This is a genomic window from Actinoplanes solisilvae, from assembly GCF_003999975.1.
GTDB classification, from domain to species: domain Bacteria; phylum Actinomycetota; class Actinomycetes; order Mycobacteriales; family Micromonosporaceae; genus Actinoplanes; species Actinoplanes solisilvae.
Map to the genome: position 1 here is coordinate 286,569 of NZ_RJAC01000007.1, position 14,687 is coordinate 301,255.

Here is a 14,687-nt window from a genome sequence, read left to right on the forward strand (position 1 = left end):
TGTTCGAACCGACCCGTTGCGGAGAACTCAGTTCTCCTCGGGGGCGCCGCTGTTGCGTTCGGCCAGTGCGCGCAGGAGCGGCGGCGCGTCGTACTTGTCGAGGATGACCTCGATCAGGGTGAAGGCGTCGCCGGTGGCGGAGAACGCGTGCCGCAGGTCGGCCGCGGTTTCCGCGCGGTGGTAGTCGACCTTGTCGCCGGCGAGGGCGGTGACCAGGTTGGCCCAGTCCCACTCCGCGACGTCGTTGTAGGCGGCGTCCGGGCTCTGCAAGGCCCGCTCGATCGTGTAGCCGTTGTTGTTGAGCAGCAGGACGACGGGCTTGAGCCCGGCGGCGGCGATGGTGCTGAGCTCCTGCACCGTCATCTGGGCGGCACCGTCACCGATGACCAGCACGGGGCGGCGCTCCGGATCGGCCAGGCCCTGCCCCAGCACGGCCGGAAGCGCATAGCCGATCGAGCTCCAGATGGGCTGCCCCGAGAAGACGGTGTCCTCCGGCAGCCGCAGCGACATGGCGCCCCAGAACGACGTTCCGGTGTCGGCGATCAGCGCGGTGCCGCTGGGCAGCCACTCCTGAACGGCAGTCCACAGCGCGGCCTGGGTGAGCGGCGCGTGGTCGTCCACAGCAGCGCTGCTCGCGGTGGTCGCGGTGTGGGTGTCGTCCACAGGGGAGAAACGAACGTTCGCGCAGAGGTCGGCCAGAGCTTGGACGGCGTCGGGGAAGTGGACGTCGACGGGGGTGTCGTGACCGATCGTGGCGGTGGTTGTCCACAGATGGACGACCTGGTCGTCGCTCGGGCGGTGGGTGAAGAAGCCGGACAGCACGTCGCTGTTGACGGTGCCCAGCTCGATGACGAGGTCGGACGTCCGGACGATTGAGGCGGTTCTCTTGTCCACCATCGTGCCGGCGTAGTCGCCCCGGTGAAGCGGCTCGCTCTCGTCGATGACGCCCTTCGCGGCGATCGACGTGACGATCGGGATGTTCGCGGCGCGGGCGGCGGCGAGAACGGTGTCGCCGAGGCCGAACCGCGCGACGAGGTGCCCGACGACCAGCACTGGCCTGGTCGCGCCGGCCAGCAGCTCGGCCAACCGCACACGAAAGGCCTCGGACGGGGCCGGGGAGACGGTCAGTGGCCTGGACAGGGGAGCCGCGTCCACCGAGAGGTCGGCCAGGTCTTGCGGGATGCTCAGGTAGGCCGGTCGGCGGTGCCTCATCGCGGCGGTCAGGACCGCGTCGATCTGGTCGGTGGCGTGGGCGGCGGTCACGGTTTCCTGGTGGACGGTCACCTCGGCGTACGCCTTGGTGAAACGGCCGAAGATGCCGTCGGCCAGGGTGTGGTGGACCAGGCGGCCGGTGGCGACGGCGGCGGTGGACGGGCTGCCGGCGATGTGGACGACCGGCACGTCCTCGGCGGCGCTGCCCGCGATGGCGTTGAGGGCGCTGAGCTCGCCCACTCCGTAGGTGGTCACGATCGCGGCGAGGCCCCGGCTGCGGGCGTACGCGTCGGCGGCGTAGCCGGCGCCCAGCTCGTTCGGCGACCCGACCCAGGCCAGGCCGTCGACGGTCGCCATGTGGTCGAGCAGGGTGAGGTTGAAGTCGCCGGGCACGCCGAAGACGTGCGCGACCCCGCACTGGAGCAGGCGGCGGCCGAGATATTCGGCAAGCGTGACGGTGGTAGCCATGCCGAAAACCCTCGTCGCGAGGGCCCAGAATGAGCAATGTGACGAAAAACTGTTGAGCATCCTGCTCAGTCGGAGATCACATTCGCGGCGTGGCGGGATCAGGCTGATCATGCGGGTTCAGGGCGCGATTGTGCGCATGAATGGATGTAACCGAGCAGAAACACGCACGTGACGAAGTGCGGGCGAGGAAAGGAGAGCCGGGTGGGGAGGAGGAAACGGGGGTCAGGGCTTGCGGGCCACCGCTGCGAACTCGTCGGTCTCGCGGAGGTCGGCGCCGGGGGCGGGGCGCCAGCGGGCGCACGGAACCAGGCCCGGGTCGATCACCTCGAGCCCCTCCAGGAATCGGGCCAGCTGGTCAGGGTGGCGCAGGTGGTAGGACAGGGGTGCGTTCGCGTTCCAGACGCCGATCGCTGCTTCGAAGGCCGGGCCGTCGAGCACGTTGGTGCCGTCGGCGGTTACCAGATAGCTGCCGGAGGGCAGCGGGGCCAGCAGGCCACGGACGATCGACACCGCCTCGTCCAGGTCGGGGATGTGGCCGAGGATGTTGGTCAGGATCAGGGCTACCGGGCGGTCGAGGTCGAGGCCCGAGGAGGCGATGATCGAGCCGGGCTCGCGCAGGTCGGCGTCGAGGTAGACGGCCTCGCCGGTCAGGACCGCGTGGGCGTGGGCCAGCACGAGCGGGTCGTTGTCGACGTAGACGACCTGGGCGTCGGGGGCCACGGCGCGGGCGATCTGATGGGTGTGCTCGGCCGAGGGGATGCCCGTGCCGACGTCGAGGAACTGGCGTACGCCCGCCTCGGCGGCCAGGAACGTGACGGCGCGTTTGAGGAAGGCGCGCGACCCGCGCGCGACGGTGACGATATCGGGATAGAACTTCGCGAAGTCGTCACCGGCCGCGCGGTCGGCGTCGAAGTGGTCGGTGCCGCCGAGCCAGTAGTTCCAGACTCGGGCGGAATGGGGGACACCGGTGTCGAGCTCGGTCATCCCGTGAGTCTAGTTAGGACATAGCCGAGCCTCAATGGAAACGATCAGGCGCGCATGACCGTCGCGATCGGGATGCCGGCGGCGCGCAGGGCAGGGATGAAGCCGCCCAGGATGCCGGCGATCAGGCCCGCGATGATGCCGGCCACGCCCGCCTCCCACGGGAACTGGACGTCGCGCAGCAGCGGCTGGGAGTTGCCGACCACCATCGTCACGACCTTGAGGGCCGCGATGCTGACCCCGATCGCCGCGGCCGCCGTGAACAGCCCGGTCAGCAACGTCTCGGCCAGCACGATGCCGGCCAGCAGCGAGCGTGGCGTGCCGACCGCCCGGCGCAGAGCGAACTCCTCGACCCGCTCGCCGACCGTGGCCAGGCCGACGTTGAGGATGCCGGCGACGCCGATCAGCAGCACGAGCCCGGCCATCGCGAAGAAGATCAGCCGCATCAGGGAGAGCTGCTTCTCCTGCTCCTTGCGCGATTCCACGGTGTTGACGTACACCTCGTTGCCCAGCGCCTTGAGCTTCGCGCTGAGCACCTGCTCGACCGGGGAGCCGGGCGACATCATCAGGCGCAGTTCGCCGCCGGTGTTCGGGTCGGCCAGTTTCGAGGTGGGCAGCCACGTCGTGAGCTCGTCGATGCGTACATAGGCGCGGGGTTGATAGTCGCCGTCGTCGACGACGCCGACGAACTGGGGCGTGACGTTGGCCGCGGCGCCGCCGACGCGCATCTCGGCCGGCACGCGGTAGCGGTCGAACGCCTTGGCCGCCTCCTGGTTGAGCACCAGTTTGGGCGCCATCGACGGCACGGTCGAGAAGTCGAGCCAGCGCCCCGATTCGAGCCGGAACGGCCGGAACTGGCGTACGTCACCGGTGAGCGCGGTCAAGCGGACCTCGACGGCCTGCCCCTTGGTGCCGGACGCCTCCTGGCAGCCGTTCTGGTCGCAGACGACCGCCGAGCCCCAGTCCTGGTCGATCGGGGCCGCGTTCGGGTTGACCGGCAGCACGCCGGGTTCGCCGACGATGCCGCTCACGCCGAGCATCGCCACCGCGTCGGAGCGGCCCTTCACCGTCGAGACCACCGCATCGGCCGCCGACTGCTGCGTCGGCACGTCCATCACGCGCGTGCCGTCGTACCCCGCCTGCAGTTCCAGGTCGGCCAGCAGCGCGCGTTCGGCGATGCTGGCGCCGGCCTGCACCACGACGACCGCGAGCACCCCCAGGAACAGGCTGATCATCGACAGCAGGGTGCGCAGCTTGCGGGCGCGGATGCCCTGGATGCCGATGATCATCGAGGACCGGAACCGCCCGGAGAGCCGTCTCATCGCACCATCACCCGCTCGCTCAGCACGCCGTCGACCAGGTCGTGGATGCGTCCCATCCGGGCCGCGTGGTCCCGGTCGTGCGTCACCAGGATCAACCCGCATCCCCGATGGGTCGCTGACAGCAGGGCGTCGATCACGAGCGTTCCCGTCTCGGTGTCCAGGGCCCCGGTCGGCTCGTCGGCGAGCAGAATCCGAGGATTCCGTACGAGGGCACGCGCGATCGCCACCCGCTGCTGCTCGCCACCCGACATGCGGGCCGGGCGGTTCTTGGCCAGATGGGCGATGCCGACCTGGTCGAGCGCCTCCATCACCCGGGCCTTGCGTTGCCGGCGCGGCTGCCAGCCCTGCCCGTTGACCAGCGCCATGGCCACGTTCTGCGCCGCGGTCAGGTGTTTGAGCAGGAAGAACCGCTGGAACACGAAGCCGAAGTGGGAGCTGCGCAGCTTGGCCGCGCGCCGCTCGGGGAGCCGCGCGATCTCCTGCCCGTCGAGCCGGTAGCTGCCCGAGTCGGGCCGGTCGAACAGGCCGATGACGCTGAGCAGCGTGCTCTTGCCGGAACCGGAGCGCCCGACGATCGCCACGCTCTGCCCGGCATCGACGGTCAGGCCGACGCCGTCGAGGATCGTACGCGGCTGTTCCTGTCCTTTGAGGACCTTGGTGATGCCCTCGAGCTCGATCAGCGTGGTCACCCGGCGCCGCCCTTGCCGTTCGGGCCGCCCTCGACGGGAGCGGCGGTGGGCAGATCGGGGCCAGGCACGGCGATCGTCTCGTCGCCCTTCAACCCCGATTTGATCTGTACGACCTTGCCGTCGCTGAGACCGAGCACCACGTCGACGGTCTTGCGCTGCTGGTCCTTCCCGACGATGTCGACCTTGCCCTTGCCCTGTACGCCCGCGACCGCCTCGACCGGCAGCACCATCGCCTTGGACGCCTTGGCCGTGACGACCTCGAGCGTCACCGACGCGCCGTTGATGAGCTTCACGCTCGACGTCGGGACGCACACCAGGCGCATGCCGGTGGCCTCGGAACCGCTGCTGCCCGTATTCGAGGTGTCGGAGACCGGCGGGGCGACGGGCGCGCCCGAGGAGCCTGTCCCCGGAGTCGGCGGAGTCGTCGGCGGCGGCTCCGGGATCGTGCCGGCCGGCAGGGCCGCGATCGTGCCCAACGCCGTACAGGAGAAAGGCCCTGGCCCGTTCTTGATCTGGGCGCGGACGTCGGTGACGGCGCCCGAGATGCGGTACGCCTGGGCGCTGTCGATCTCGGCGGTGATGCCGTAGCCCGCGTGCTTGGCCGAGACGATCGGCATGCCCTTCGTGACGTCCGACCGGTCGTCCATCAGCCGCCCGGCGAGGATCGAGTCCTTCGGGATCATGACCTTGCGCGGGTCGCCGTTGTCGTCGTACACCGTCGCCACCCATCGCGGCTTGGGCGCCGGCGCCGTCCCGGGCTTCTTGTCGAGGTAGCGCAGCTCGCCGTCGGCCGGCGCGACGATGCCGAACACCGGGTTGATCGTGACCGACCCGGAGAGGCTGATCTTGTTGCTGAGGTCCTGCCGCGTCGGCTTGACGGTCGTGAGGACCGTCCCGCGAGCCTCGAGCCCGGGCGTCGTGGGGGCCTCGCCCGACGAGTCGCACGCACAGAGCGCCGCGGCGATTATTACCGCCGTGCACAAGCCGGTCACCCTGCGTATATTCACGTGCTTCCCTTCGCCTGACCTCGCTCGGACGGCCGGGTGAGACCCGGCGCGGCAGAGGTTACAACGATCTCGCAAGCGTCGATGACCAGGATCGACTTCGGCAGCAGACCTTTTGGCGTTGTGCCAACGCCGCGTCGACCGGGCCAATACCGTGAGCTGATGGGGGCATGGTTGGGCGCGTTCGCGAATCTCGGGGTGCGGACGAAAATTCTCGGCGCGGTCGGGGTGGCGATCGCGGTGGCCGTGGTCGTCGGCACGGTCGGGCTGAGCGCGCTGAGCAAGTCGAGCGCCTCGGCCGAGACGATCTACTCCAGCAATGTCTCGGGGGTCAACGAGCTGGGTGACGTGCGGGCCAGTCTCGCTCAGGCGCGCCTCTCCGCGTCCAACTTCATGATCTCGCGCTCGGCCACGCTCAAGGCGAAGTACCGCGAGTCGTTCGACGGGCACTACCAGGAGCTGGTCAACTCGCTGGCTGCCTACCGCACCAGCCACCCGGCGGTGGAGGACGTGGCGATCGCCGAGCTGGGCGACGACTTCGTGATGTTCCGGCAGCTCATCGAGGACAAGCTCTTCCCGGCCGGCACCCGCAACGACCTCGCGGCCTGGCAGAAGATCCGGGATCAGGAGCTGGCCCCGCTCATGGAGGAGGTCGAGGGCGACCTCGTCGGCATGCGCGCGGCCGAGAACGCGGACGCCAAGGCCAATGCCGACATCGCCCGGTCCGGGTACGACTCGGGGCGGTGGATCTCTCTCGTGCTGCTGATCGCCGGCGCGGTGCTCGCGATCGCGCTCGGCGCGCTGGTCGCCCGGCAGATCGTGCGGTCGATGGCGAGGGTCCGCACGGTCTGCGAGGGCCTGGCCGACGGCGACCTCACCCGTACGGCCGGTCTGACCACCCGCGACGAGCCGGGGCGCATGGGGCAGGCGCTCGACACGGCGGTGACACGGCTGCGCGAGACGGTGATGACGATCGACAGTTCGGCGACCGCCCTGCGCGGCGCGTCGGACCGGATGTCGGGGGTCGCGAACGAGATCGCGGTGTCGGCCGACGCCTCGGCGTCGCAGGCCCAGCACGTGTCGCACGCGGCCGAGGAGATCTCCCGCAGCGTGGACGCGGTCGCGGCGGGCAGCGAGGAGATGGGCTCGGCGATCCGCGAGATCTCGCGCAACGCGGCCGAGGCGGCGCAGGTCGCCAGCGAGGCGGTCGGGCTCGCGTCGAGCACGTCGGCGACGATGACGAAGCTGGGGGAGTCGTCGGCCGAGATCGGCAACGTGGTCAAGGTGATCACCGCGATCGCCGAGCAGACGAACCTGCTGGCTTTGAACGCGACGATCGAGGCGGCGCGGGCGGGCGAGGCGGGCAAGGGCTTCGCCGTCGTCGCCAGCGAGGTCAAGGATCTGGCCCAGGAGACCGGGCGGGCCACGCTCGACATCTCGTCACGGGTCGAGACGATCCAGGCCGACACCGGCGGGGCGGTCACGGCGATCGAGGAGATCAGCCGGGTGATCGCGCGGATCAGCGACTTCCAGACCACGATCGCGTCAGCGGTGGAGGAACAGACCGCGACGACGGCCGAGATGAACCGCAGCGTCGGAGAGGCGGCCCACGGTACGGGTGACATCTCGTCGAGCATCGTCGGGGTGGCCGACGCGGCGCGGCGCACGAGTGCCGGGATCGCGCAGTCGCAACAGGCGACGAGTGAGCTGGCGACGATGTCGACGGATCTCAACGCCCTCGTCGCGAAGTTCCGTTACTGATCCCCGCCCTCCCACGTGCGGGCGAGGATCCGTACGCATCAGATCTTGCCGGTGCCGGCCCCGGCGGTGACGGTAGCCTTGACGCGGTCGTTGGCCTCGGGGGTGTAGGAGTAGGGGATCGCCGCGACCGAAGCGCCGTTGCGGACCTGCTCGGTGCCCGAGTTGACCTTGTAGTTGTTGAGGACCTTGAGGTTGCCCGGAACCGAGTCGCCGGTCTGGGTCACCGTCGGGTTCTTCACGTTCTCGAAGTAGTTGCGCTCGACGAAGACGCCCGCGTTCATGGTGGACGCCACACCGTACGACCCGATGTTGCTGTAGTAGTTGTTCAGCACGTGCACCGGGTTGGCGAAGCGCACGCGCGGATGACGCTGGCCGGTGCCCTCGAACCAGTTGTGCACATAGGTCACCCGCAGCTTCCCGATGTCCTGCGAGCCGTTGTCGTCACTGTGGCCGAGCAGCATCGACTTGTCGTGGTTGTGCAGCCGGTTCCACGAGACGGTGATGAAGTCGGAGCCGCGCTTGATGTCGATCAGGCCGTCATAGCCGCTGGCCAGGTCGTTGTGGTCGATCCACACGTTTGTCGTGTTGGTCTGCACGTTGATCGAGTCGTCGCCGGCGTTGCGGAACACCAGGTTACGCAGGATCACGTTGCGCACGCCGGACAGGTTGAGCCCGCCGCCGGTGATGCCCGAGCCGGAGCCGACACCGATCACGGTCTTGTTCGAGGCCACGTTGTACATGCCGGAGATCGAGATCAGACCCGAGACGCGTACGGTCTGTGACGTGCTCGAACTCAAGGCGGACTTGAGGGCCGACGCCGAGGTGACCGTCACGACGGTGCTCGACGAGCCGCCGGGCGTGCCGCCGTTGAGGCTGGCGTAACCGACCGGACTGCTCTCGGCGGCCGAGGCCTCGACCTGGCCGACGGTGAGCGTGCCGGCGATCATCACGACCGCGGCCGAGATCAGCGTGGTGCGCCGGCGGATTCTTGGTGCTTGCATGGACATTCCTCCGTACGTGGGTCCGCGGTCATCGCCGCGGCGGGGATCCGCGGCTCTGGCCGCGGCGGGGGATGCGGACGCTGCGTGGCGCCGCTCGGAACTATCCAGGTAAGCGCTTACCTCGGCCGACGATATGGCAGACATTTATGGGTGTCAATGCCATTGATTTACGCCAATGCGAATTGCCTGCAAACATTTGCAGGAAGATTCAACTAACCTTCTTTAACGGCGTGGTCAGCGCTTTGTGCCGGTGGCGTTCTCGGCTGTCGCGGCGGCGTTATCGGCTTTTACGCTCTTGGCTGCCGCGTTCCAGGCTGCCGCGTTCTAGGCTGCCGCGCTCTTAGTTGTCGCGTCCTTGGCCATCGCGTCCTTGGCTGTCGCGGGCAGGGTGAAGATCAGGCCGGCGCCTTCGGCGTAGCCGGTGTCCAAGTGGATCGCGCCGCCGTGGTATTCGACGATCTTCTTGCAGATGGCCAAGCCGATTCCGGTGCCGGCATAGACGTCGCGGGGATGCAGCCGCTGGAAGATGACGAAGATCTTCTCGGCGAACTCGGGGTCGATGCCGATGCCGTTGTCGCGTACCTCGAAGGTCCACATCTCGTCGCTCAGTTCGGCGGTGACGACCACCTTCGGCGCGACGTCCGGCCGGCGGAATTTGATCGCGTTGCCGATCAGGTTCTGCCACAGCTGGGTCAGCAGGGTCGCGTCGCCCGGCACGACCGGCATCGGCGGGCGGGTGATCGTCGCGCCGGTCTCCTCGATGCGCAACGCCAGCGAGTCGGTCACCCGGTCGAGTACGGCGTCGAGGTCGATGGGGGAGCGGTCGGCGTGCAGGCGCCCGATCCGCGAGAAGGCCAGCAGGTCGTTGATCAGCTGCTGCATGCGGGTCGCGCCGTCGACCGCGAACGAGATGTACTGCTGGGCGCGGTCGTCCAGCGACTCCGAGTAGCGGCGTTGCAGCATCTGGCAGAAGGACGCCACCTTGCGCAGCGGCTCCTGCAGGTCGTGCGAGGCGACGTACGCGAACTGCTCCAGGTCGGTGTTGGAACGGTGCAGCTCGGCCGCCTGCAGACGGCTCGCCTCGAGGCTGCCGACCAGCCGGCGGCGCATCGCCTCGACGTCCTCGCCGAGACGGGCCAGGTCGGCCGGGCCGCCCGGAGTGAGCCGATGATCGAAGTCGCCGTCCGCGACCCGGCGCACGGCCCCGCCCAGGTCGGTCAGCGGACGCAGCACGACGACCCGCAGCAGGACGGCGATCAGGGCGATGAGCAGCAGCAACGCGACCACGAGGAACAGGAAGGCGGTGTTGCGGGCCGAGCGGCTGTCCTCCAGGTCGGCCCGGCCCGCGTCGCGCAGAGCCTGAAGGCGGTCGTCGAGTGCGTCCAGGGGAGCGCGGACGGCGTCGAACGCGGCCTTGCTGCCGGCGACCAGCTCACCGGGTACACCGGCCTGTTCGCGGGAATCGATCAGCGGATTCGCGGTGCGGTCGCGCCACTCGCGCATCTGCCCCACGACCAGATCGAGCTCGGGGAGGGGCTCGTCCAGCAGCAGACGGCGGATCTCGGCGACCAGTTGCTCCTCGGTCGCGACCCCCGAGGCGTACGGCTCAAGGAACTGGTCATCGCCGCTCAGCAGATATCCCCGTACGCCCGTCTCTTGATCGACGACGGCGGCGGTGAGCTCGGCGGCGGCCGTGCGAGCGGGGGCGATGTGGTCGTTGAGGCGGTTCGACACCTCGGTCGTGCGGGCCAGCAGCTCGGCGCCGACGAAGGTGGCCACGGCGATCAGCAGAACCATCGCGACCAGCACCGACGCGAACCAATGCTGGCTGGTCCACCGCCGCCTGACGTTGTCGATCACACGGAGCACGGTACGCGAGCCTCTTTCGGCGTAGAAAGATCGTTTGGACCCGCCGAGGACGGGGGTAAGGGACTCCAGGTCAGATTGCACCGATTCGAGGAGATGTGATGAGTGCTGTGACTGATCCCGCGACCGTCGCCCAGTGTCTGCGGGCCGGCGCCGGTTTCTCGCAGGGCGACCTGAACTGGCTCGCCGAGCAGTTCGTCACGCTCGACTCGCGCCTGGCCGGGTTCCACGCCGACTCGACCGAGCTGGAGGTCTCGGTGAAGGACCGGGCCGCGCGCGGTCAGAAGGTCACGCTGGAGTGCTGGATCGCGGGCCGCGAGAAGATCGTCACGACCTCGACCGAGGAGGATCTGCACGCGGCGCTCAACGACGTGCGGGACGACCTGCGCCGCAAGCTGAACGACGCCAAGACCAAGCAGGAGCCGCGCCACAACCGGCACCTGCGTGAGCACGTGGAACCTTCGGAACTCGAGCCCGTGGAGCAGTAGCGGCTCAGCGTGGCCGGGCCAGGCCGAGGTCGTACGCGACGATCGTGGCCTGGACCCGGTCACGGGCGCCCAGTTTGGGCAGCAGCGAGTTGACGTGCGCCTTGACCGTGCCGGCGCCGATGCCCAGCACCTCGCCGATCTCGGCGTTCGACCGGCCGGTGGCGATCTGGGTGAGCACATCCCGTTCGCGCGCCGTCAACCGGGCCAGGCGCGGGTCGTCGTCGCGGGCCGCGGTCAGCGTGCCGGTGGCGAACGCGTCGATCAGGCGCTTGGTCACGGCCGGGCTGAGCATGGCCTCGCCCGCGGCGACCGTGCGGATCGCGTCGACCAGCGAGGCGGGGTCGGCGTCCTTGAGCAGGAACCCCGACGCACCGGCGCGCAGGGCCTGAAAGACGTACGCGTCCTGGTGGAACGTGGTCAGCACGATCACGCGGGGCGGATCGTCGCCGGCGGTCAGGTGGGCCGTGGCGGTCAAGCCGTCCATGCCGGGCATGCGCACGTCCATCAGCACGACGTCGGGGGCCGTGCGGCTGACCAGGTCGAGGGCCGCCGCGCCGTCGGGAGCCTCGCCCACGACTTCCAGGTCGGGCTGGGAACCGACGATGGCGCAGAGCCCGGCCCGGACCATCGCCTGGTCGTCCACGACGATCACACGGATTCCGATGACGGCACCTCCTGATCTGTGGATATCGCTCATGCTCTTGTGCGCGAGCATCGACAAGCGAGATCATCTTGCATGCTCGACCCCTCGCCGACAGTCTCCACGCCGGACTTCGTGGGCCGTGATCGGGAGCTGGCGGCGCTGCGGGGCGCCCTGGCCTGGCCGCCGGCGATCGTGCTGGTGGAGGGCGAGGCGGGAATCGGGAAGAGCCGGCTGCTGCGCGAGTGGCTGGCCGCGCCGGACGAGCGTACCGCCCTGGTCTCGGTGTGCCCGCCACTGCGCGAGTCGCTGACCCTGGGTCCGATCGTCGACGCGTTCGGCCGGATCGACCGCCCGGTGTCGGAACTGCCGCTCACCGCGCTGGCCGGTGCGTTGCGGCCACTGTTTCCTGAATGGTCGGCCGACCTGCCGCCCGCACTCGAGCCCTTGGACGATGCGAAGGCGGCACGGCATCGACTGTTCCGCGCCCTGGACGAGTTGCTGCGGGCGCTGCGTGTCGACGTTCTCGTGCTGGAGGACGCCCATTGGGCCGACGACATGACCCTGGAGTTCCTGCTGTTCGTCACCTCCCGGCAGCAGACCGACGGGCCGAGCCTGGTGATCTCCTATCGGCCGGAGGAGGTGGGTGACGGGTCGATGTTGCTGCGGCTGACGTCCCGGTTGCCCGCCGGCGTGACCCAGCTCAGGATCTCCCTGACACCGATGCGACCAGGCGACAGTGCGGCGCTGGTGTCCTCGATGCTGGACGGTAACCCGATCTCGCAGGAGTTCGCGACGTTCCTGCACGAGCGGACCGGCGGCGTTCCGCTGGCGCTGGAGGAGTCGGTCCGCCTCATGTGCGACCGCGCCGACCTGGTCTTCCGCGACGGGCAATGGGTCCGGCTGAAGCTACGCGAACTGCGGGTGCCGCCTACGGTGCGCGACTCGACCCGCGAGCGGGTGGGCCGTCTGTCGCCGCCGGCGCAGCAGGTGTTGCGAGCCGCGGCCACGTTGGCCGAGCGGTCATCGGTGGACACTCTCGCTGAGACCGCGGACCTGTCACCGGCCGCCTGCCGTGCCGCCATCGCGGAGGTGGCCGACGCCGGAGTCCTGGACGCGGACGACCGCGGCCAGTGGCGGTTCCGGCACGTGCTGGCCGCCTCGGCCGTCTACGAGGCGATCCCGTTGATCGATCGCCGGGACATCCACCTGCTGGCCGGCCAGGCCCTGGAGAAGATCCACCCACCGCCCGTCGCACGCTTGGCCCACCACTTCCGGGAGGCGGGCGAGAGGCAGTCCTGGGCGCGATACGCCGAGCAGGGCGCCGAGCTGGCCATGGCCTCGGGCGACCACACCAGGGCGGTCGACACGCTGGTCGATCTGTTGTCGTGGGCCGTGCTGCCGCCGGGCGATCGGGCCCGGGTCGCGCGCATCGCCGGGGTCGCCGCGCTGGGCCGTCGCGAACCGGTCGACGAGGTGTACCACCGCGTGATTCGTACGCTGCGCTCGGTTCTGGAGACCCCCGATCTGTCGGCCCGGGAGCAGGCCGAGATCCGCAACCCCCTGGGCCGGCTTCTGATCACCGGGGGTGAGGCACAGGCCGCCCTCACCGAGCTCGAGCAGGCGGTGGCCAACCTCGACCACGACCCGGTCGAGGCGGCCCGGGCGATGACCTATCTGGGATGGGCGTATGCGGGGCCGTGGCCGGCGTCGACCCACCGGCAATGGCTGGATCGCGCCGCCGAGCTCACCACCGCGGTCGACTCTCCCGCGGAACGGCTGAACCTGGCTGGCAATCGGGCCGCGGCGCTTCTCATGCTCGGCGAGGAGGAGGCCTGGGACGTCATCGCCGGCCTGCCCGTCGACGGAGCCACCTCGGCGGAGCGCCTCGACGTGGCCCGCATCCACGTGAACGTCGGAACCGGCGCACTGATCTGGGGCCGGTACGCCGACGCGGAGGAACACCTGGCCGTGGCCATGCGGCTCGCCGAGGCTGAGCAGGCGTCCCGGTTGCAGCACAACGTCCGGCTCGAACAGGCCAACCTGGCCTGGTTCACCGGCCGGTGGGAGGGGCTCGCGGAGCGAAGCGTGGCACTGGCCGACGCCGACCGGGACCGGCCGGCCCATTATCTCGGCAGCGTTCGCCTGGCGGCCCGGCTGGCCGCGGCAACCGGACGGCGGCGCGCCGCGGAGGAGCAGTTCCGGCTGGTTCTGGAGGAGTCGGCCCGTCTCGGAGCGGCCGACGACACGATGGAGGCGGCGGCCGCGCTGGCCCGGCTGTGGCTGGCCGACGGCAACAGCGCCCGGGCTTTGCAGGTCACGAACGAGCCGATGGACACCGTACGGAGAAAGGGCATCTGGATCTGGGCGACCGAGCTCGTCCCCGCCCGGATCGAGGCGCTCCTCGCCGCGGGCGACCTGGAGGCGGCGGGACGCCTGGGCGACCAGTTCGCCCGGGGACTGCGTGGCCGTACGGCGCCGGCACCTCGCGCGGCCCTCGCCCTGTGCCGGGCCCTGCTGGTCGCCGCGGCCGGGGACCACGCCCGCGCGGCGACGGCCTTCGAGAGGGCGGCGTGCGCGACGTCGCGTCCCTACGACGCCATGCTCGCCCGCGAGCGCCGGGCCGAGGCGCTCGTGACACAGGGCGAGCTCGACCAGGGCCGGGAACTGCTGGCCGCGCAGTACGAGCAACTGTTCAGGCTCGGAGCCCGGGGCGACGCCGACCGGGTCGCGCAGCGGCTTCGCGAGTACGGCGCCGAGGTCCCGCGGTTGTGGCGCGGCGGCCGTCGCGGTTATGGGGACCAGCTCTCCCCGCGCGAGCTCGACGTGGTGCAGCTGGTCATCGCCGGGAAGACGAACCGGCAGATCAGCCGAATTCTGGCCAAGTCACCGGCCACGGTGGATCAGCAGCTGCGCGCGGCGATGCGCAAGTTGAAAGTGACTTCCCGGACCGCGCTCGCGGTCAAGGCGGTGGAGGCCGGCGTGTTCGCCGAAGACGACCCCCACGACAACGCCTCGTGAATTTTGACGTATCCGCCGGATAGCTAAGGACCCTCGGTCCGCCCGAGCATGGCTCCATGATCCATAGCCGACGGGCGATGCATGACTGACCGATCCGCCGAGCGTGACGACTCCGCCACCGAGCACCCGCCGCCTCCCGAGCTGTCGCGGGAGCCGGACGACAGCGCCCGCGACGACGACGACGCCGGCCACCTGAGCCACGACCCCTACCAACCCCTGTAGGCGGAAGAGACC

At 69.8% G+C, this 14,687-nt stretch carries 12 protein-coding genes; 4 read left to right on the forward strand and 8 right to left on the reverse strand.

From position 1 onward, the window contains the following. Window positions 1-27 precede the first annotated feature (27 nt). The 5 genes from EER30_RS20885 to EER30_RS20905 form a co-directional block, all read right to left on the reverse strand. Window positions 28-1,680 carry an alpha-keto acid decarboxylase family protein gene (locus tag EER30_RS20885; protein ID WP_164842413.1) on the reverse strand — a complete coding sequence of 551 codons (1,653 nt, stop codon included), beginning with the start codon at window positions 1,678-1,680 and terminating at the stop codon, window positions 28-30. A 222-nt stretch (window positions 1,681-1,902) separates the two neighbouring features. After that, window positions 1,903-2,664 carry an SAM-dependent methyltransferase gene (locus tag EER30_RS20890; protein ID WP_127502171.1) on the reverse strand — a complete coding sequence of 254 codons (762 nt, stop codon included), beginning with the start codon at window positions 2,662-2,664 and terminating at the stop codon, window positions 1,903-1,905. 44 nt (window positions 2,665-2,708) lie between these two features. Next, window positions 2,709-3,983 carry an ABC transporter permease gene (locus tag EER30_RS20895; protein WP_127502172.1) on the reverse strand — a complete coding sequence of 425 codons (1,275 nt, stop codon included), beginning with the start codon at window positions 3,981-3,983 and terminating at the stop codon, window positions 2,709-2,711. Continuing rightward, entirely contained in the window at window positions 3,980-4,672 is a 693-nt protein-coding gene (locus EER30_RS20900; RefSeq protein ID WP_127502173.1) for an ABC transporter ATP-binding protein, read from the reverse strand. Before EER30_RS20900 ends, EER30_RS20895 begins: the two co-directional genes overlap by 4 nt. Further along, window positions 4,669-5,664, reverse strand: a complete 996-nt coding sequence (locus tag EER30_RS20905; protein WP_240670193.1) for an efflux RND transporter periplasmic adaptor subunit — start codon at window positions 5,662-5,664, stop codon at window positions 4,669-4,671. Before EER30_RS20905 ends, EER30_RS20900 begins: the two co-directional genes overlap by 4 nt. Window positions 5,665-5,838: 174 nt before the next feature. On the opposite strand from EER30_RS20905, the gene EER30_RS20910 reads away from it, so the two are divergent. Then, window positions 5,839-7,437: a methyl-accepting chemotaxis protein gene (locus EER30_RS20910; RefSeq protein WP_127502175.1), complete on the forward strand. Its 1,599-nt coding sequence runs from the start codon at window positions 5,839-5,841 to the stop codon at window positions 7,435-7,437. 38 nt (window positions 7,438-7,475) lie between these two features. Here the strand turns inward: EER30_RS20910 and EER30_RS20915 are convergent, their stop codons facing one another. After that, window positions 7,476-8,444: a pectate lyase family protein gene (locus EER30_RS20915; protein WP_432417557.1), complete on the reverse strand. Its 969-nt coding sequence runs from the start codon at window positions 8,442-8,444 to the stop codon at window positions 7,476-7,478. 318 nt (window positions 8,445-8,762) lie between these two features. Further along, window positions 8,763-10,298: a sensor histidine kinase gene (locus EER30_RS20920; RefSeq protein ID WP_205650325.1), complete on the reverse strand. Its 1,536-nt coding sequence runs from the start codon at window positions 10,296-10,298 to the stop codon at window positions 8,763-8,765. A 107-nt stretch (window positions 10,299-10,405) separates the two neighbouring features. Between EER30_RS20920 and EER30_RS20925 the strand changes: the two genes are divergently transcribed. Further along, entirely contained in the window at window positions 10,406-10,792 is a 387-nt protein-coding gene (locus EER30_RS20925; protein WP_127502177.1) for an HPF/RaiA family ribosome-associated protein, read from the forward strand. A gap of 4 nt (window positions 10,793-10,796) precedes the next feature. On the opposite strand, the gene EER30_RS20930 is transcribed toward EER30_RS20925, so the two are convergent. After that, window positions 10,797-11,456: a response regulator gene (locus tag EER30_RS20930; RefSeq protein WP_127502253.1), complete on the reverse strand. Its 660-nt coding sequence runs from the start codon at window positions 11,454-11,456 to the stop codon at window positions 10,797-10,799. A 72-nt stretch (window positions 11,457-11,528) separates the two neighbouring features. Between EER30_RS20930 and EER30_RS20935 the strand changes: the two genes are divergently transcribed. Both EER30_RS20935 and EER30_RS47185 read left to right on the forward strand, forming a co-directional pair. After that, entirely contained in the window at window positions 11,529-14,453 is a 2,925-nt protein-coding gene (locus EER30_RS20935; RefSeq protein WP_127502178.1) for a helix-turn-helix transcriptional regulator, read from the forward strand. 81 nt (window positions 14,454-14,534) lie between these two features. Further along, window positions 14,535-14,675 (forward strand): hypothetical protein, encoded by a 141-nt coding sequence (locus tag EER30_RS47185; RefSeq protein ID WP_164842414.1) that lies wholly within the window; start codon window positions 14,535-14,537, stop codon window positions 14,673-14,675. The last annotated feature ends 12 nt before the right edge of the window (window positions 14,676-14,687 follow it).

Excerpts from the sequence above, each read along its gene's own strand:
- EER30_RS20885 (WP_164842413.1), bottom strand. The coding sequence starts at position 1,680 with ATGGCTACCACCGTCACGCTTGCCGAATATCTCGGCCGCCGCCTGCTC.
- EER30_RS20890 (WP_127502171.1), bottom strand. The coding sequence starts at position 2,664 with ATGACCGAGCTCGACACCGGTGTCCCCCATTCCGCCCGAGTCTGGAAC.
- EER30_RS20895 (WP_127502172.1), bottom strand. The coding sequence starts at position 3,983 with ATGAGACGGCTCTCCGGGCGGTTCCGGTCCTCGATGATCATCGGCATC.
- EER30_RS20910 (WP_127502175.1), top strand. The coding sequence starts at position 5,839 with ATGGGGGCATGGTTGGGCGCGTTCGCGAATCTCGGGGTGCGGACGAAA.
- EER30_RS20915 (WP_432417557.1), bottom strand. The coding sequence starts at position 8,444 with ATGTCCATGCAAGCACCAAGAATCCGCCGGCGCACCACGCTGATCTCG.
- EER30_RS20925 (WP_127502177.1), top strand. The coding sequence starts at position 10,406 with ATGAGTGCTGTGACTGATCCCGCGACCGTCGCCCAGTGTCTGCGGGCC.
- EER30_RS20935 (WP_127502178.1), top strand. The coding sequence starts at position 11,529 with ATGCTCGACCCCTCGCCGACAGTCTCCACGCCGGACTTCGTGGGCCGT.
- EER30_RS47185 (WP_164842414.1), top strand. The coding sequence starts at position 14,535 with ATGACTGACCGATCCGCCGAGCGTGACGACTCCGCCACCGAGCACCCG.